Origin of the sequence: Nioella aestuarii (assembly GCF_050896395.1) — a bacterium.
Lineage (GTDB): Bacteria > Pseudomonadota > Alphaproteobacteria > Rhodobacterales > Rhodobacteraceae > Nioella > Nioella aestuarii.
Map to the genome: position 1 here is coordinate 37466 of NZ_JBPBBA010000027.1, position 18718 is coordinate 56183.

Annotated in this window: 16 protein-coding genes and 1 tRNA gene; 4 read left to right on the forward strand and 13 right to left on the reverse strand. The window is 61.0% G+C overall.

Annotation, left to right across the window (positions count from 1 at the left end; genetic code table 11):
• Window position 1 precedes the first annotated feature (1 nt).
• The 3 genes from hisH to ACROHD_RS14770 all read right to left on the reverse strand — a co-directional run bounded on the left by hisH (window position 2) and on the right by ACROHD_RS14770 (window position 2290).
• Complete coding sequence (gene hisH / locus ACROHD_RS14760; protein ID WP_432678929.1) at window positions 2-640, reverse strand: imidazole glycerol phosphate synthase subunit HisH; 639 nt, start codon at window positions 638-640, stop codon at window positions 2-4.
• 3 nt (window positions 641-643) lie between these two features.
• Window positions 644-1231 carry an imidazoleglycerol-phosphate dehydratase HisB gene (hisB, locus tag ACROHD_RS14765; RefSeq protein ID WP_432678930.1) on the reverse strand — a complete coding sequence of 196 codons (588 nt, stop codon included), beginning with the start codon at window positions 1229-1231 and terminating at the stop codon, window positions 644-646.
• A 108-nt stretch (window positions 1232-1339) separates the two neighbouring features.
• Entirely contained in the window at window positions 1340-2290 is a 951-nt protein-coding gene (locus ACROHD_RS14770; RefSeq protein WP_432678932.1) for a hypothetical protein, read from the reverse strand.
• Window positions 2291-2487: 197 nt separating this feature from the next.
• Between ACROHD_RS14770 and ACROHD_RS14775 the strand changes: the two genes are divergently transcribed.
• Window positions 2488-3330, forward strand: a complete 843-nt coding sequence (locus tag ACROHD_RS14775) for a tetratricopeptide repeat protein (RefSeq protein ID WP_432678933.1) — start codon at window positions 2488-2490, stop codon at window positions 3328-3330.
• Window positions 3331-3378: 48 nt separating this feature from the next.
• On the opposite strand, the gene ACROHD_RS14780 is transcribed toward ACROHD_RS14775, so the two are convergent.
• From ACROHD_RS14780 to ACROHD_RS14820, 9 genes are all read right to left on the reverse strand, one after another.
• Window positions 3379-3453, reverse strand: a tRNA-Gly gene (locus tag ACROHD_RS14780).
• A gap of 59 nt (window positions 3454-3512) precedes the next feature.
• A complete protein-coding gene (locus tag ACROHD_RS14785) occupies window positions 3513-4244 on the reverse strand; it encodes a TerC family protein (RefSeq protein WP_432678935.1) in 732 nt (243 codons plus the stop codon).
• A 60-nt stretch (window positions 4245-4304) separates the two neighbouring features.
• Window positions 4305-5249, reverse strand: a complete 945-nt coding sequence (locus ACROHD_RS14790; protein ID WP_432678936.1) for an AEC family transporter — start codon at window positions 5247-5249, stop codon at window positions 4305-4307.
• A gap of 85 nt (window positions 5250-5334) precedes the next feature.
• Window positions 5335-5721 carry an MAPEG family protein gene (locus ACROHD_RS14795; RefSeq protein WP_432678938.1) on the reverse strand — a complete coding sequence of 129 codons (387 nt, stop codon included), beginning with the start codon at window positions 5719-5721 and terminating at the stop codon, window positions 5335-5337.
• 15 nt (window positions 5722-5736) lie between these two features.
• A complete protein-coding gene (locus tag ACROHD_RS14800; RefSeq protein WP_432678940.1) occupies window positions 5737-6531 on the reverse strand; it encodes a phosphodiesterase in 795 nt (264 codons plus the stop codon).
• Between the two features lie 78 nt (window positions 6532-6609).
• Complete coding sequence (locus ACROHD_RS14805; protein ID WP_432678941.1) at window positions 6610-7245, reverse strand: DUF924 family protein; 636 nt, start codon at window positions 7243-7245, stop codon at window positions 6610-6612.
• A gap of 152 nt (window positions 7246-7397) precedes the next feature.
• Window positions 7398-8060, reverse strand: coding sequence for a hypothetical protein (locus ACROHD_RS14810; RefSeq protein WP_432678942.1), 663 nt, complete (start codon window positions 8058-8060; stop codon window positions 7398-7400).
• A gap of 158 nt (window positions 8061-8218) precedes the next feature.
• On the reverse strand, window positions 8219-11656 hold the full coding sequence (locus ACROHD_RS14815) for a pyruvate carboxylase (RefSeq protein ID WP_432678943.1): 3438 nt from the start codon (window positions 11654-11656) through the stop codon (window positions 8219-8221).
• 249 nt (window positions 11657-11905) lie between these two features.
• Window positions 11906-13051: an alpha-hydroxy acid oxidase gene (locus tag ACROHD_RS14820; protein WP_432678945.1), complete on the reverse strand. Its 1146-nt coding sequence runs from the start codon at window positions 13049-13051 to the stop codon at window positions 11906-11908.
• 241 nt (window positions 13052-13292) lie between these two features.
• Here ACROHD_RS14820 and ACROHD_RS14825 point away from each other — a divergent pair, with 241 nt between their 5' ends.
• Window positions 13293-15719, forward strand: coding sequence for an ATP-dependent helicase (locus ACROHD_RS14825; protein WP_432678947.1), 2427 nt, complete (start codon window positions 13293-13295; stop codon window positions 15717-15719).
• A gap of 63 nt (window positions 15720-15782) precedes the next feature.
• Window positions 15783-17234 (forward strand): tetratricopeptide repeat protein, encoded by a 1452-nt coding sequence (locus ACROHD_RS14830; RefSeq protein ID WP_432678948.1) that lies wholly within the window; start codon window positions 15783-15785, stop codon window positions 17232-17234.
• Window positions 17235-17237: 3 nt separating this feature from the next.
• Here ACROHD_RS14830 and ACROHD_RS14835 read toward each other — a convergent pair whose 3' ends face one another.
• Entirely contained in the window at window positions 17238-17834 is a 597-nt protein-coding gene (locus tag ACROHD_RS14835; protein WP_432678950.1) for a LysE family translocator, read from the reverse strand.
• Window positions 17835-17907: 73 nt separating this feature from the next.
• Here ACROHD_RS14835 and ACROHD_RS14840 point away from each other — a divergent pair, with 73 nt between their 5' ends.
• Window positions 17908-18360 (forward strand): Lrp/AsnC family transcriptional regulator, encoded by a 453-nt coding sequence (locus ACROHD_RS14840; RefSeq protein ID WP_432678951.1) that lies wholly within the window; start codon window positions 17908-17910, stop codon window positions 18358-18360.
• The last annotated feature ends 358 nt before the right edge of the window (window positions 18361-18718 follow it).

Below are 18718 nucleotides of genomic sequence, written 5' to 3' on the forward strand. Positions count from 1 at the left end.
GTCAGGGCTGCCAGCCCAGGAAATTGGCAATCAGCCTTAACCCAGAGTGCTGGCTCTTTTCCGGATGGAATTGGGTGCCCACCACATTGTCACGGCCCACGATGGCCGTAATCGGCCCGCCATACTCCACATGGGCCAGCAGATGCACGGGGTCCGCGACCTTCATCTGATAGCTGTGGACGAAATAGGCGTGGTCGCCGGTCGCCAACCCCTCCAGCACCGGGTGAGGCTGGTCTATGACCAGATCATTCCAGCCCATATGCGGAACCTTGAGCGCCGGATCGGCGGGGTCGATCTTCACAACCTCGCCGGGGATCCAGCCGAACCCCTCCACATCCTCATATTCGCGGCCCCAGCCGGTCAGCATCTGCATACCAACGCAGATGCCCAGGAAGGGCACGCCGCGGGTTTCAACTGCCTCCACCAGGGCCTCTTCCAGACCGTCGATAGCCTGCAAACCGCGCCGGCAGGCTGGAAAGGCGCCGTCACCGGGCAGCACGATGCGGCTCGCCTTCGCCACCGCGTCGGGATCGGCGGTGATCTGGACGGCCCCATGGCCGCCCTCGGATGCCATGCGCTGAAAGGCCTTCTCGGCCGAATGCAGGTTGCCGCTTTCGTAATCCACAAGGACGGTGGTCATGGGTCAGAGCGTCCCCTTGGTCGAGGGGATGGCATCGGCCTTGCGCGGGTCGGGTTCGACTGCGGTGCGCAGGGCGCGGGCCACGGCCTTGAAGGCGGCCTCGGCAATGTGGTGGCTGTTGAAGCCATGGATCTGATCCACATGCAGGGTGATGCCGCCATGTGTGGCCAGTGCCTGAAAGAATTCGCGCACCAGTTCTGTGTCGAACGAGCCGATCTTGGGCGTTGGCAGGTCCACATTCCAGATCAGGAAAGGCCGCGCCGACAGGTCCAGCGCGGCGCGCACCTGCGCGTCATCCATCGGCAGGTGGCATTCGCCATAGCGCCGGATGCCCCGCTTGTCGCCGAGCGCCTGCACCAACGCCTGTCCAAGCGCGATCCCGGTATCCTCAACTGTGTGGTGGTCGTCGATATGATAGTCGCCCTTGGCGCGGATCGTCATGTCGATCAGCGAATGGCGGCTCAGCTGGTCCAGCATATGATCGAAAAACCCGACGCCGGTCTGGTTGTCATAGGCACCGGTCCCGTCGAGGTTGATCTCGACGCTGATCTCGGTTTCGGCCGTCTTCCGGGAAATCTGTGCTGTGCGCATGGGGTGGCTCCGCCATTGGTCTTTGCCGCCTTATAGGGCGATGACCAGTCGCGGGAAAGGGCGCAAGGGCAGGGCCGGGGCGCGGGTGTTGCGCCCCAGCCTATTTCGTCACTCTAGGGTGACTTCGCCCACCATATCCTCCAGGAAATAGAGCTGGTAGGTGCCCGGTGCGCCGGAGCCGAGGAAATAGAGGCTCATATCCACGCTGCGGGGGCTGTCATCCCAACTGATCGAATTGGTCCATTCGATTCGTGGTGTTGCGTTTGATCCGCTTTGCGAGCCGAGCGGGACGAGCGGTGCGCCATCGGGGCCAACCAACGAAAACCAGGTGTTGCGCAGGAACGCCTGATTTTCACCGGCCTGCGCATCGGTGTCGGTCGAGAAGGCGGGCGTCGCGTCAAAATCGATGCGCAGCATCGTGCCCGTCACTGGCGCCAGAAGCCCCGGCACATCGGTGCGGTTCAGGGTGGTTTCCGCCGTCAGTTCCGTGGTGCGGGTCAGGCCGGTTGGGGTGAAGGTAAAGGTCTGGCCGGGGCTGATGACCGGGCCAACCTCAACCGCGAGGTTCACGGGAACCTCCAGGATATCGTCATCCTCGCCGATGATCAGTGTGGCCGAGGTTGCGTCCCGCGGCAGATACCAGACACCGTTCAGGAACGCCTGCGCGGTTTCTTCGGGGAAGTCACGCGGGCGACGTTCAGATATGGATCCTGCAGAGGGCGTAAACACCCCGAACCAGTCATACCGGCCGGCAGCGCGACGACCTTCGTCATCGCCAGGCAGCATCAGGGTGATATCGGAAGAGCTATAGGAAATCCGATCCAGGTCATCGCTCCAGGCGATGTCGAAAATGGCGCGGATATAGACGAAATTCCCGTCTGGTCCGCCAAGGACATAGGGCGCGCAGCAGAATGACCCGGAATTGCCGGAATGATCGACAAGGGTTTCGTATCGGTAGACGCTCATCCCGGACAGGCTAAGCGGTGACTGGGCAATGGCAGGCAGCGCCGTGAACGCGGCCAACCCAATTGACGCCATGACAGTCAAAATTCGGGACATGTCAGTCCTCCCTATAATTCTTGGTCTAATTGGGGCAGAGTGTTCGAAACCCCGCGCTTATTTGCAAGGGAAAACCCGGACTCGGGTCAAACTTGATTTAATGTCTTAAATACACTATATAGGGATCAAGCCGCGATTCCCGGTTTGCGTCCAGTCATTCTATTCAGGGCAACCCCGCCACATTCAGGAGAGTTTTTATGATCCAGTTCCGTTCCGCCTTCCCTCGCGCCCTTGTCCTTGCCGCCGGTTTGGCGCTTGCCCTGCCGATGGCAGCAGCGGCGCAATCGCACATGACCTCTACATATGGGAATATCGCGGTGACCATCACGGGCTCCGGTTCCATCAGTTCGCGGGAAACATCGCGCGGTATCGAAGCGATCCTGAACGAGCACATGGTTCTGATCACGGATAGCAGCGTTGTTGTTGATGGTCAGGTCTACAACATCACGCCACAAGCGCAGGTCGTGGTTGATGGCAATGACGGTTTCGCCGTGACGGTCGACGGGGTCGACGTGATGATGATTGCCCAGATCGCCGGCCTGAGGGCGCGCGCAGAAGCCGGCGAGGCCAGTGCTCAACTGGATCTTGGCATGATCTACTGGGACGGCGACGGTGTTGAGCAGGATTATGTTCGCGCGGTGCAGCTGTTCCGCCAGGCAGCCGAGCAGGGCAATGCGATTGCGCAGTCGAACCTGGCCTATGCCTATTACAATGCCGAAGGCGTCGAGAATGACGACAATGCCGCAATGTACTGGGCGGGCCTGTCAGCAGCCCAAGGCGACGAGGTTGCCATGCGGCTTGTTGCTTTCGGGTATTATCGCGGCCGGGGCTTTCCGCAGGACCGGGCGGAAGCGGCCCGTATCTGGGCCGAGGCGGCCAACCTGGGCGATGATTATTCCGCCTATAACATGGGGATCGTGGTGCGCGATGGCGATGGCGTGCAGCAGGACGATGCGCTGGCCATCCTTTGGTTCGAACGGGCGCTGGAACTGGGCCATCCGGATGCGGCGGAACGACTTGCTGAGATGCGGGGCCAGTAGACCCGAAAAACCAAAAGGCCCTCGGCTGAACCGAGGGCCTTTTTGATTTGGAGCGGGCGATGAGATTCGAACTCACGACCCTAACCTTGGCAAGGTTATGCTCTACCCCTGAGCTACGCCCGCTCTGTGAGGGCGGTGTTTAGGCCGACAGGGGCAGGGCTGCAAGTGGAAAATCACGCAGGTCACGCATTTTCCGCCACCCGCTTGCGTCGCGCGGCGCGCCATAGGTTCAGCATCTCCACGGCCCCGGCGAAAACCATCGCGGCATAGATGAAACCGCGTTCAACGTGGAAGTGAAAGCCATCCGCGACCAGGGCCATGCCGACCATGACAAGGAAGGCCAGCGCCAGCATCTTGGTGGACGGGTGGTCCTCTACGAATTTCGCAATCGGGGCTGCGGCAATCATCATGACGACAATGGCCACGACCACGGCAGCGATCATCACTTCGATATGGTCGGCAATGCCCACGGCGGTGATGACAGAATCGAGCGAGAACACGAGATCAAGCAGCATGATCTGGAAGATGACCGAGGCGAAGACCGCCTTCACAACGGTCTCCTCCGTCGTGTGGATGCCGCCTTCGACTTCGTCGAAGATCTCGGTCGAGGCCTTGTAGATCAGGAACAACCCGCCTGCGATCAGGATGACATCGCGCCAGCTGATCTCCAGCCCGAATATCGTGGCAATAGGTTCAGACAGTCCGATGATCCAGGCAATCGACAGCAGCAGCAGGATGCGAAGCACAAGCGCGCCTGTCAGGCCGATCACCCGTGCGCGGCGGCGTTGGTCCTTGGGCAGGCGGGTAGCGGCGATGGAAATGAAGATGACGTTATCAACGCCGAGCACGATTTCCAGAACGGTCAGTGTCAGGAAAGACGCCCACACGGCGGGGTCGGACAATAGCTCGATCATTTGGCATCTCCCGGGATCGGATCGCAGTCAGATAGGGTGTATCAGGCCCGGCGCAAGCGGTCAGGCGGCGGCCAAAGAAATAATCCACAGTAGGGCAGAGATGGTGACGAAAGACGCCCCTGTCGTGATCATCAGCGCGGTCGAGGCCAACAGCTCGCGCCCGTAGGTCATGGCAATCAGCGGGAATATCGACAGCATAGGACAGGCCGCATTAATCAGCCCCGCCTGGCGAATATCGTCAGGAAGAGAGGGCAGCAGCAGCGTGGCTGCAAAGAAGAACAGCGGATGCAGCACAAGCTTGCCAATCAGGATCGCAGAGATTGGCACAGCCATGTCGCGGGCACTGGCCAGCGTCGCGGCGGCAACGGTGCCCCCCACGGCAAAAAGCGCAATGGGTGATGCGATCGGGCGCAGCATCTCGATCGGGCGCAGGATCGGTTCGGGCAGGGTCAGGCCCGACAGGGAATAGGCCAGCGCAACAAGGATCGACAGAACCAATGGGTTTTTGATCAGCCCTTTGAGCCCCTCCAAGAAACCCTGCAAAGGCGTGCTGTCAGTGCTTTCACCCGCATCCGCCACGGCGAGCGCAAGCGGAATGAGGATCACGTTTTCCAGCAGCATCACGGTGGCAAAGAGCGTCACTGCCACATCGGGATAGAGGATCGACAGCAGCGGAAATCCCACGAAGGCAGAGTTCGAGCCGACCATGCCTAGCCCCATCATTCCAAGCATCGACCAGCGCGCCTTGAACACCAGCCGACCTACTAGGATGCAGGCCGTGAACAGCGCCAAAGAGGCCGACAGATAGGCGGTAAAGAGGCCCCAGTGCAATGTCTCTGACGGGGCGGCGGTGCCGACGGCCAGAAAGATCAGGGCAGGCAGGGCGAAGCGCACAACGAACGTGCCGATCGCCCGCACGTCGGACCCTGCGAAATAACCGGTGCGAACCGACAGGAATCCAAGCCCGATCAACAGGTAGATCGGCGCTGTAATGGTCAGGATCATCGCCACGGGGGTGCCCTCTGCAGATAGTTGCCTTGTGCAGCATCGCAGATCGGCACCGGGCCTTCCAGTGCGCTTTCGCGCGCGGTCAGATAATGGCGCGGATGATGTTGGACAGGCTTGCGACCAGGATCATGCCAAGCGTCAGCGCCATGCCCCAGATCCGTGCGGGCACGATCTGCGGGGTTGATCCAAAGCCGAACGCATGCAGCACCCGCCCCAACAGCAGTGTCACCCCAAGCACGTGGACGGCCCAAGTGGGCGTGCCCTGAAGCTCTGCCGCAACCAACAGGATCAATCCGATCGAGCTGTATTCCACACAATTGGCCTGGGTTCGCATGGCCTTTGTCAGCGCTTTCTGACCACCGTCTCCGACCGAGACCCTGTGATGGCGCCTAAGGGCGATGACCCGGAAACTCAGGTACAGGAACAAAAGGCCCAAAAGCCCCGCGTAGAGAGGTGCAATCATGTCCATGTTTCGTCCCTTCCGTCAGTAATGGTCCACGTCCTGCTCGGGCAGGGTGAAGTCCTCGAAATGCACCACAACGCTGTCCCCCTGCGTCAGGATGATGCCATAGGCTCCCGGCTCGTCCACCGAATGGCCGCTACCTTCTTCGCCCAAAATCATGGGCATTTGATGGCAGGGGCTTTTGAACACGGTGATGGGCAGGCCGCCGATGCTGGCGGTGATCGTGCGGTGGATATGCCCGGCAAAAACATGCGCCACTTGCGCGTGTCGGGTCAGCACGCGCCGCAGGTCGGGGGCATTGGTCAGGCCGATCCGATCCATACCGGTAAAGCCTGTGTCAAAGGGCGGATGATGCAGAAACACAAGGCACGGCTTTTCGGAGTTGCTCAGGGCCTCTTCCAGCCAGGTCAGCCGTGCCGGGCACAGCGTACCCGAATGCTCGACGTCAGGGTCGGTTTGGTGGGTGTCGAGGCAGATAAGCCTGACATCGTCCAACTCGACGCAGCTTTGCACAAAGCAATTCGTGTCCGTCGGCGCCTCTGGAAAACACGCAAGAAACCCGGCGCGGGTGTCGTGGTTGCCGATCATCAGCGTAACGGGCCAGGGCAAGTCGCTCAGCGCCGATTTCAGGCGTGCATATTCCTCTGCCGTGCCGTGGTGGGTCAGATCGCCCATCAATACCAGCCGGTCAGCATCGGGGTGGGCCTTTCCTGCATGGGCCAGACCCGCCTCCAGCCGCGCGCCGGGGTCCAGGCCGATGATGGTCTGCCCCTCTGGCGTGATGTGCAGGTCAGTCATAACGAGGATCTTGGCCATGGCAGGCTCCGCTATCAGATACAGCGATAGCACCGAACCGTTCCGCGACGTGCAAGCGCAAATGCGCCTTTCGTGGCGTCACTCCATGTCGTTTCCGGCCTTTCGCATATGGGGAAAATCGCCCGTGGCGATATAGGCTTCTTCCTCAGGGGTTGACGGGCGACCAAGGATCGGATTGCGGTGAGGGTGTCGGCCAAAGCGTTCCAGCACGCCGCGCACCCTCTTGTTCTGGGCGCGGAATCCATCGCCCATTCCGGCAATCGCATCTGGCATCTTCTGGATGATCTTTTCGACCAGCTCATCCAGCAGGTCTATGCGTTGCAGGTGATCAGGGCCTTCACAGTGGGAAATGGAGATAACAAAAAACGCCTGTTCCCAAGGGGCAAGCGCATCGAAGTCGCCGTTGGCTATGCCGTCGAGGGCCAGACGCGCTGCCTTGATGTCCTGTGCGAAGGCCGCAGGGGTGTCGCGCCAAAGTGACCTTGGAAACTGATCAAGCGCGATCAGAAGGGCAAGTCGCCCGCGCGGGGTCTCGGCCCAGTGATCCAGCTCGCCGCGTGCTGTGGCCAGCGTTAGATCAGCGAAGTCGCGGATAATGACCTCGTCCATGCCACCCTGCATCCGTTCGTTCCAGAAAGCGCTGTGGGTTTCCGGATCGTTCTGGTGGCCCGTATCTGGAAACCACAGGTCAAGGACTTGGTCGGGTGAAAACATGCGCGCGCTCCTTCGGGGGTGTGACGGGGGGAGCTTTGCATGACTGAGGGATGTGCCCAAACAAAATTCGGAAACACCTCGTTCACACTGCGTCGGGTGCCCCATTTGAGGGCAGGCTGTTGCGGCGGTGGCGCGCTAGTCTTTTCAGCCGCTCAGAAACCAGGGCCACCGGTCGAGGACGCATCGAAATTGTCGAGGCCCCAGAACTCGTCGCGAATTCCCTGGTTGGCATTCGACTGCAATTCGAACTGAATATCCGATGTCGGCTCGGCGACTGTCACGACGACCGAGGCGACCGAGTCAGTCCATCTGCCACTGCCGCCAAGAGCGACCTCTGCGACTTCCACTGTCGCTTCTACCGTTGTGCCGTCGAGCTGCGGAATATCGAAGGTCATGGAATTGCCGCTGGCCAGAGCAATAGCAACCGGAACGCCGTTCAACGAGATCGTTGCAGTGTCCGTGCCCCATTGCGCGGAATCGTCGAGGCTGTCGCCCGCCACAAGGTCAAACGACATGACCGCATTCAATGCGCCGTCAGAAATCTCGACCAGATAGCTAGCGGCTTCGCCGGGGCCAAGAACCATCAGTTCGCCCAGTTCACCCCCCATGTCTCTGACCGATCCGCCGAACCACCCCGCAGCGTTACCGCCGGTGAAATCGAAAGAACCAAGCGACACTCGGCCGTTGCTGAACATGTTCCAGTTGTTAGAGGTCAGTTCTGCGTTGATATCGCCAGACAGGCTTTCGACGCCACTGCTGACAACGCTGGCCGTCGCAATCCCAAGACCGACAACACCCGCGGCCAGGACGGTCATATCAACGGTCACGGCGCCGCTTTCACACACCCAAAAATCACTTTTACAAGTCACTATTTTTTTCCTCGTCACCACTCGAATGACGGGATTAATGCCAATAGAAAATGGATAAAATTGGACAGAGTTGGGGCACCCTGATGATAGGGTGCCCCATGCTGTTACGTCAGCTCAACCAGCAGATCCTTGGCGTCGATCTGTCCGCCGGGGGTCACATGCACCGCCGCGACCACTGCGTCCCGATCGGCATGGATGCCGGTTTCCATCTTCATCGCCTCGATGGTCAGCAGCAGATCGCCTTGCTTGACCGCCTGGCCCGCCTGCACGGCCACCGTTGCCACCACGCCGGGCATCGGGGCCCCAACGTGGTTCGGGTTGCCAAGTTCCGCCTTCGGACGTTTGGCAGTCGTGGCTTGTGCCTTGCGATTGGGCACACGAACAGTACGGGGCTGGCCGTTTAGTTCGAAGAAGACCTTGACCTCGCCATCCTCATTCGTCTCGCCCACGGCCTGCAACTGAACAACCAGCGTCTTGCCCGGGTCGATCTCGGCCTCGATCTGCTCGCCGGGCTCCATGCCATAGAAGAAGGTCCTGGTGGGCAGGGTCCGCACCGGGCCGTAAGTCGCGTGGCGTTCGCGGTAGTCGGTGAAAACCTTGGGATACATGAGGTATCCGTTGAGGTCCTCGTTATCCACGGGCTCACCCACCTTGGCGATGACCTCGGCGCGTGCGGCTTCCAGATCGACCGGGGGCAGGTGTTTGCCCGGGCGTTCTGTGTTGGGCTTTTCGGCCTTCAGCGCCTTCTTCAGGATCGTCGCGGGGAACCCACCCGGCGGTTGGCCAAGATTGCCGCGCATCATGTCGATGACGCTGTCGGGGAAGGCCACATCGGTCTTGGGATCCTCGACCTGCTCTCGGGTCAGGCCCTGGCTGACCATCATCAGCGCCATGTCACCCACGACTTTGGACGAGGGCGTGACCTTGACGATATCGCCGAACATCTGGTTCACGTCGGCATACATCTGCGCCACTTCGTGCCAGCGTTCTTCAAGGCCGAGCGACCGCGCCTGCGCCTTGAGGTTGGTGAACTGGCCACCCGGCATCTCGTGCAGATAAACCTCGGAGGCTGGTGCCTGAAGGCCGCTTTCGAACGCCGCGTACTGACCACGGACCGCTTCGAAGTAATCGCTGATCTCGCGGATTGCCTTGATGTCCAGCCCGGTGTCCCGCTCGGTATGTTTCAGCGCCTCGACCACGGTGCCAAGCGTCGCCTGAGAGGTGTTGCCGCTGAAGCTGTCCATCGCGCAGTCGACCGCATCGACGCCCGCATCCGATGCAGCAAGGATGGTGGCAGAAGCAATACCCGCCGTGTCATGGGTGTGGAAGTGGATCGGCAGGCCAACCTCTTCCTTCAGCGCCTTGATCAGGATCTTGGCAGAGGCCGGTTTCAGCAGCCCGGCCATGTCCTTGAGCCCCAGGATATGCGCGCCCGCATCACGCAGGTCCTTGCCCATGTTGACGTAGTATTCCAGATCGTACTTCGCCCGATCCGGGTTCAGGATGTCGCCGGTGTAGCAGATCGTGCCTTCGCAGACCTTGCCGCTTTCGACCACTGCGTCCATCGCCACGCGCATGTTCTCGACCCAGTTGAGGCTGTCGAACACGCGGAAGACATCAACGCCGGTTTCGGCGGCCTGAGCAACAAACGACTGCACCACGTTGTCTGGATAGTTGGTATAACCCACCCCGTTCGAGGCGCGCAGCAGCATCTGCGTCATGATGTTGGGCATGGCCTTGCGCAGGTCGCGCAGGCGCTGCCACGGGCATTCCTGCAGGAAGCGATAGGCCACGTCGAAGGTCGCGCCGCCCCAGCATTCTATGCTGAAAAGACCCGGCAGATTCGACGCATAGGCCGGAGCCGCCTTGATCATGTCAATGGACCGCATCCGCGTGGCCAGCAGCGACTGGTGTCCGTCGCGCATGGTGGTGTCCGTGATCAGAAGCTGCTTCTGCGCCGCCATCCAGTCGGCCACCGCCTGCGGACCCTTTTCATCGAGCAGCGTTTTGGTGCCGGGCAGGGCCTCGCCACGCGGGGCAGGGGCCTTGGCGGGCTTCAGATCGGCCTTGGGCTTGGCGCGGCCTTCGGTCTCCGGGTGCCCGTTCACGGTGATATCCGCGATATAGGTCAGGATACGGGTTGCACGGTCGCGCTTTGGTGTGAAGTCAAAGAGCTCCGGCGTCTCGTCGATGAACTTGGTCGTGTACTGGTAATTCAGGAAAGTTGGGTGCTTGAGCAAGTTTTCCACAAACGCAATGTTCGTGCTGACGCCCCTGATGCGGAACTCTCGCAGCGCCCGGTCCATCCGTGCAATCGCGGCCTCGGGTGTCGGGGCCCATGCGGTCACTTTCTCCAACAGAGAGTCGTAGTAGCGCGTGATCACGGCGCCCGAATAGGCGGTGCCGCCATCCAGACGAATGCCCATGCCAGTGGCACCGCGATAGGCGGTGATGCGGCCATAGTCGGGGATGAAGTTGTTGGTCGGGTCCTCGGTCGTCACCCGGCACTGGATCGCATGACCGTCGAGCTTCACATCATACTGGCTGGCTGTGCCGGTGGCTTCGACCAGCGACTTGCCCTCGGCAATCAGGATCTGTGCGCGCACGATGTCGATGCCGGTCACTTCTTCGGTGACGGTATGCTCCACCTGCACGCGGGGGTTCACTTCGATGAAGTAGAACTTGCCGGAATCCATATCCATCAGGAATTCGACGGTGCCCGCGCATTCGTAATTCACGTGCTCACAGATCTTCTTGCCAAGAAGGCAGATCTCTTCACGTTGCGTCTGGCTCAGATAGGGGGCAGGGGCGCGCTCCACCACTTTCTGGTTACGCCGCTGGACCGAGCAATCGCGCTCATAGAGGTGATAGATCGACCCGTGCTTGTCGCCGAGGATCTGTACCTCCACGTGGCGCGCCCGGGTGATCATCTTCTCAAGATACCCTTCACCATTGCCAAAGGCCGCCTCGGCTTCGCGCCGGCCCTCGCGGACCTTTTCCTCCAGTTCATCGGGCCCGTGGATCGGGCGCATCCCGCGCCCACCCCCGCCCCAGGAGGCTTTCAGCATCAGGGGATAGCCGATCTCCGCCGCCTCGGCGCGGATCGCGTCCATGTCGTCGCCGAGGACTTCGGTCGCGGGGATGACCGGCACACCTGCCGCGATCGCCACGCGGCGGGCGCTGGCCTTGTCACCGAGCGCGCGCATGGTCTCTGCTTTGGGGCCGATGAACGTGATGCCATTTGCAGCGCAGGCATCCACGAATTGAGGGTTCTCCGACAGAAGCCCATAGCCCGGATGGATCGCGTCAGCACCGCATTCCTTGGCGACGCGAATGATCTCGTCGATGCTGAGATAGGCCGCGACAGGCCCCAGGCCCTCGCCGATCTTATAGGCTTCATCCGCCTTGAACCGGTGCAGGCTGAGCTTGTCTTCCTCGGCGTAGACCGCGACGGTACGCTTGCCAAGTTCATTGGCGGCACGCATGACACGGATCGCGATTTCACCCCGATTGGCAATCAGGATCTTCTTGAATTCGGCCATGAACATTCCCCTCTGTTCTGGATTGCGCGGACGTTAGGCAGAAATTGCTGCGGTGCCAACATAAATGTTGCGCAAATGTTGCATGAGCGGCGGTAGCGCTAACAGTTTTTGTAATATCAGAGGGTTGAGGGTGTGTGTCATACTGCTGCAATCTGGCCTTAACCGGGATGCGCAGCAATGAAAATTGCGAATCCGGTACGGGAAACCACTTGTTGCGGGATGTGGCAGAGCTGTTAGCGCTGAACAGATTCACGCGCCTTGTTGGCACGCCAACCGTCCGCTCAGGTCCGCCAAACTCCGCGCTCCGATTTGCCCCATGCAAGACGTCATGTCTTTGATCAGCAGATCATGCAAATGCGGTGGCCCGGCGTCCCCCAAGGCGGCCAGCGCATAGTGCCAGGCCCGCCCCAGCATCACGAAATCAGCCCCTAACGCCAGCGCCCGTATGATGTCGAGCCCGCCCTCGATGCCGCTGTCGAAGATCAGGGGCAGTCGGGTTGCTGCGCGAATTTCGGGCAGCGCGTCGATGCTGGCACGCACCCCGTCGAACTGTCGGCCCGCGTGGTTCGAGACCCAGATTGCGTCTACGCCCGCCGCCTCCAGCTGCGCGACAGGTCCGGCATCCATCACGCCCTTGACCACCAGCTTGCCTTGCCACAGCTCCCGCAGCCTCCCCAGATAGTCCCAGTCGGGCATGATCCGGATGAGATAGCCCACATGCGCGGTCTGGGGCAGGCTGGTCTTCTGTTCCGCATATCGGTCCAGGGTCCGCATACGCGGCATTCCCGTTTTTAGCATTCCCATTGCCCAGGCCGGTCGTCGCATCACTTGCGCCAAAAGCCGTGGCGTCAGTCGGGGGGGATTGGTCAGTCCACCGCGCGTCTGTCGTTCCCGCCGCGAGGCAACAGGCACGTCGGCGGTCAACACCAGCGTGTGAAATCCGGCGCCCCAGGCGCGCGCCAGCATATCCTTCAGCACCTCTGGCGATCGGGGGGGATATAGCTGGAACCACCCCATTGCGCCGGCTTCCGGTCCAACGGCTTCCGGCGGCTGACTGGCAACGGTCGACAACCCGTACGGTATCCCGGAGGCAGAAGCGAACCGCGCCAGCCGCCGCTCCGCATCGGGCCAGATCACCCCGGACATGCCCACAGGGGCGATCCCGAAGGGCACGGCGTAGTCCAGTCCCATAAGCGAACAGGACAGATCGGGCGTGAACTCGCCCTCAAGGATCGCAGGGTGGAACAGCACCTGATCCAGTGCCCTGCGGTTCCTGCCCAGAACCGATTCCGTTCCGGTGGCGGAATCAAAAAACTCCCACACGAAATGCGGCACGCGCCGCCGCGCCCGCGCCCTGAGGTCGGAGATTGCCGGATATCGCTGGTCCAGATCCATGCCCCGACCAAACCCGTGCACGGGCCTCCTGTCCAGCCCGTTCCCCTTCTTCTTGGAAAAATACCCCGGGGGTTTGGGAGCTGGCCCCCAAGCGTGCGATGAGGCTGCCTCGCAAGGGGCGGGCGAAGAGCGCGCGTTCGCCGCGACGACGCAAGTCGGCGCAAGACCAGTCAGAAAACGCTTGCGAACGGACCGTGAACAATACTTTAACTCGGCCAAGGCTTGGTCTAGGCTCGCGCGCATGGATATTTTCGACGATGAAGAGGCCTTCTCGGCCGCCTCCCTTTCGCAACGCGCCATGGCCGCGCGGCCTGCGCCCTATCTCGACGGGTTGAACCCGCCGCAGCGAGAGGCCGTGGAAACGCTAGATGGGCCAGTTCTGATGCTGGCAGGGGCAGGCACCGGAAAAACCCGTGCGCTCACGGCCCGGATTGCGCATCTTCTATCCACCGGCAAGGCGCGCCCGAACGAGATCCTCGCCGTCACCTTTACCAACAAGGCTGCGCGCGAGATGAAGAACCGTTTGGGCCATCTGCTTGGCCAACCGGCAGAAGGGATGCCCTGGCTCGGCACATTCCACGCGATCTGCGTGAAACTTCTGCGCCGCCATGCGGAACTGGTGGGGCTGAAATCTAACTTCACGATACTCGATACCGACGATCAGGTCCGGCTGATGAAACAGCTGATCATCGCAGAGAATATTGATGAGAAACGCTGGCCCGCCCGCGCGCTTGCGGCCGTCATCGACAAGTGGAAGAACCGTGCCTGGACGCCTGAAAAGGTTCCAGTGGCTGAGGCGGGGGCTTTCAACAACCGGGGTGTGGAGCTTTACGCCGCCTACCAGCAACGGCTGAAATCCCTCAACGCCTGTGATTTCGGTGATCTGCTGCTGCATATGGTCACGATCTTCCAGACGCATGATGACATCCTCCAGCAATACCAACGCTGGTTCCGCTACATCCTTGTGGACGAATATCAGGACACCAACGTCGCCCAGTATCTCTGGCTGCGGCTTTTGGCGCAGGCGCACAAGAACATCTGCTGTGTGGGTGATGACGACCAGTCGATCTATGGCTGGCGCGGGGCCGAGGTGGGCAACATCCTGCGTTTTGACAAGGATTTTCCCGGTGCCAAGGTGATCCGGCTGGAACAGAATTACCGGTCGACCCCACATATTCTCGCGGCGGCTTCCGGCGTGATTGCTGGGAACAAAGGGCGGCTTGGCAAGGAGTTGTGGACCGAGGCTGCAGAGGGCGAGAAGGTCCGTCTCATTGGCCATTGGGATGGCGATGAGGAGGCCCGTTGGGTCGGTGAGGAAATCGAGGCGATGCAACGCGGCACCCGCGGCATGAGCCCCATCAGCCCCAACGGTATGGCGATCCTTGTCCGCGCCAGCCACCAGATGCGCGCCTTCGAAGACCGGTTCCTGACCATCGGCCTGCCTTACCGCGTGATCGGCGGCCCGCGCTTCTACGAGCGGATGGAGATCCGGGATGCCATGGCCTATTTCCGGCTGGTCGTCAGCCCCGAGGATGACCTGGCCTTTGAACGGGTCGTCAACACCCCCAAGCGGGGCCTGGGCGATAAGGCGCAGCAAAAGATTCAAATGACTGCGCGCACCAATGGCGTGTCCCTTCTGGAAGGGGCCAAAGTGCTGCTTGCAGCCAAGGGGTTGACCGGCAAGGGCGCCAAGGAACTGCAACGCTTTGTTGAGGGGATCGAGCGGTGGCGCGGGTTGATGTTGGGGCCGATGCGTGCCGTCGGGCCGGTGGATGATCTTGTAGAAGATGACGTTCCTCAGGGCACCCTGAACCATGTCGAGCTGGCCGAGATGATCCTAGAGGAGTCCGGCTATATCGAGATGTGGCAGATGGACAAAACCCCCGAGGCGCCGGGGCGGCTTGAGAACCTCAAGGAACTGGTGAAGGCTCTGGAAAGCTTCGAGAACCTGCAAGGTTTCCTCGAACATGTCTCGCTCATCATGGACAACGAAAGCGACGAGACCGAGGAGAAGGTCACGCTGATGACACTCCATGCTGCGAAAGGGTTGGAATTTCCCGCCGTCTTCCTGCCAGGATGGGAGGACGGGCTGTTCCCTTCGCAGCGGGCGATGGATGAAGAGGGGCTGAAGGGCCTCGAAGAGGAGCGGCGGCTGGCCTATGTGGGCATCACGAGGGCCGAGGAGATCTGCACGATTTCCTTCGCGGGCAACCGCCGCGTCTATGGTCAGTGGCAATCGCAACTGCCAAGCCGTTTCATTGACGAACTGCCTGAAGAGCATGTTGAAGTGCTGACCCCGCCGGGGCTTTATGGCCATCAGGGCGGCATGGGCGGCATGGGCGGCGCGCAGGACTATGGCCGATCGGGGCTGGAGGAACGGGCTGTCAGGGCCGATGTCTACAATAGCCCCGGCTGGAAGCGGCTCCATGCAAATTCCGGCGCACGAGGGATGAGCCAGCCGCGCGAGGCCCGGACCTTCACCATCGATGCATCTGCGGATTCCGCCTTCACCATAGGCGAGCGCGTATTCCATCAGAAATTCGGCTACGGCCGGGTGGAAGGCGTGGAAGGTGACAAGCTGGAGATTGCCTTTGACAAGGCGGGTATCAAGCGCGTTGTGGGCCGGTTCCTTGTGGCCGCCGATCAGGCGGATGACGTGCCGTTTTGAGATTCCGTTGATGTGAGGCAGAATGGACCGGTCCCACCAGTGCAATCGGGGTGGGGACATGGGATGATCTGCCATGACGATACGTCCAGCTTTCGCGCCCTTTTGATCGCCGCAGCCACCGCAGCGCAGGCCGATGACGCAGAGCTGTGCCGCCTTGGTGCAACGCCCTTGGACGAGCGGGTCGCAGCCTGTGAACGTCTGCTGGACACCGCAGAGGACCGCGTCTCGGCCCTTGTGAGTGTTGGGCGCGCTTATGAGGCCAATCAAGCCTATGAGCAGGCCCTCGGTTGGTACGATCAGGCGCTTGCGCTTGCCCCGGAAAGCGAAACGGCGCTCGGTCGCCGGAGCGTCACATACGGCCACCTCGAACGGTGGGACGCCGCTGAAGCCGATCTAAGGCGGCTCATCGGGGTCAGGCCGGACAGCACCTGGGGCCATTATCGGCTGGGCTTTGTGCTGTCGCAATCCGGGCGGAACGAAGAGGCTGTCGAGGCGTTGGAACGCTCCGTCAGCCTCGGCCCGAACTACTTCTTTGCGTGGGAATTGCTGGGGCGAGTGCAGGAGGAACTCGGCAATCCCGAAGCCGCCGGATGGGCGTATCGGGAAGCGGCGCGTGACGATCCGTTTTACGCCTACGGTCACTTACGGGCCTTTCGGACATTCCGGGATGCGGGTCTTTTGGAAGAAGCGGCCTATCACGCGAGGATCATTTACACGCTGGATCCGAACGAGACCATTCTTGAAAGCTGGTTGCACGAATATGCGGCCAGCTTCGAGCAGCACGATCTGCCGCCATTGCACTGGTCCCCGCCCCCGGAGAATCGAGAGATCCGCTATTTCGCCATTCGCGCCCATGTGGATGATCGCGATGAGATGGAGGCGGCAATTGGCGACCTGATCGGATGGTTCACGGGCACATCCCGCCCGCGTCCGTTTGCGGCCGCTCTGGTTCGCGTGTCCCAGACCGTCGTCGACGATCAAAACCTGTTTCCCGATGCCGTCATCGAGGATGAACTTGTCCAGATGGAGGACAACGGCCGACCCGCACCACGCTATCGGGGCTTGTTTCCCTTCGCCGCCCTGCCATTTGGACCGGACGGGCCGCTGGTTGAACCCCGATTCGACACGGGCGCGCCTTCAGATGCCTGGCCGCTTGTCGCCGGAAATCATGCCGAGGGCAGCGGACGCTTTGTGGTGGATTGCAGTCTCGGGCGAGGATTTCAATATTCAGTGCTCGGCTGCGTTCCAGGGGTCGACCTGGCCGAGCTCGGAGAGTTCGCGTTCAACATCGACGTGTCATCAGAACTGATCCATGTGCCGCTTGGCCTGTTCCAGACATATCGGGTCGATATTGATATGGAGGCCCGTGCCACGATTCTCGGCGTCACGAACGAGCTGCCCTATCAGGCAATTTTCTGGATCGATCCGGGCCTTAACACTTGGATTGCCCGCCGCCTGACCGTGGGTGACGAATATGTCTACAACCTCGCCATGGATGTGATTGAACCGGATTGAGGGTCAGTGCATCAAGATCGGCACCAGCGACGCGACCAGCAGCAAGGCCATCACAATATTGAACGCCCGCAGCCGCGCGCCCGTGCCAAGAAAGCGCTTTACCTGCACGCCCATCCAGGCCCAGACCCCGACCGAGGGCAGGTTGATGCAGGCAAAGATGACAGCGACCATCAGCGCCCCGGTCCAGCCTGCGCCTTCGGGGGCGTAGTTGGTTTGCGCGGTGATCGACATGAAAATGGCCTTTGGATTCACCCATTGGAACGCGGCGGCTTGCAGGAAGGTCAGGGGTGTCCCCACCTCTCCGCCCTCTTTCGGGGGCGCGGCATTGGCAATCTTCCAAGCCAGCCAAAGAAGGTAAGCCGAACACAGCACCGTCAGCACGATCCGAACCGTGGGAAAGCTCTCGAAGACCTGCACCAGCCCAAGGCCCAGAATGAACGTCATGAACCCGTGGCCTAGGCTGACGCCTGCCATATGAGGCAGGGTGCGGGACAGGCCGAAATTCGCACCCGAGGCCATCAGCATCAGGTTGTTCGGTCCCGGCGTGATCGAGGTGGCGAGCGCATAGCCCATGAGGGCAAGGATCAAATCTTGTGTCATGGCGCTGACGCTAGGCTGAATGTGGCGCAATGTAATTGCAAAGTGACATGCTTCACGACAAAATGCGCAAGGAATGACGAAGATTGATGAAAAAGACCGGCAAATATTGCGCGAACTGTCCCGCGACGGGCGGATCAGCAATCTGGAACTCGCCGCCCGCGTGGCCCTGTCGCCCTCGGCTTGTCTGCGGCGGGTGCAGGCGTTGGAAGCGGCGGGGGTGATCACCGGCTATCGCGCTGTGCTCGACCCGGTGAAGATGGGGGTGGGGTTCACCGCCTATCTGACGGTCGGTCTTGGTGAACATTCCAAGCGTGCGCAGGAGGCGTTCGAACGCGCCATTTCCCGCAGTCCTGAAGTCCGTGAATGTCACAACATCACCGGCAACGTGGAATATCTGCTGCGCGTCGAGGCTGCTGATCTGGTGGCCTACAAACGGTTCCACACCGATGTGTTGGGCGACATTCCGCAAGTGGCGACGATTACGACCCATGTGGTCATGTCCTCACCAAAGGACGACCGCGCCTGATTTCCTGAAAGCTCTGAAAATGAAAAAGCGGTGACACCCAGGGAGGAGGAAGGGTGTCACCGCCAGATCTCAGCGTCCTTAAAGGGAGGAGGAGGAGCGCCGATATGTGGGGCCGATTGGAAAGGGAGGAGAAATCCGCCCGGCCCGGTGTTGTGTGATGCGGCGGCACCAGGGAGGAGGAGAGGTGCCACCGCAAATCTACGGACCTAAGGGAGGAGGGCGGTCCGTAACTGTTGCCCCTGTCGGGGCGGAATATCGGGCGACGACACCAGGGAGGAGGAGAGGTGCCGCCGCCAATCTACGGACCTAAGGGAGGAGGACGGTCCGTAACTGTTGCCCCGTCAGGAGCGGTATTTCG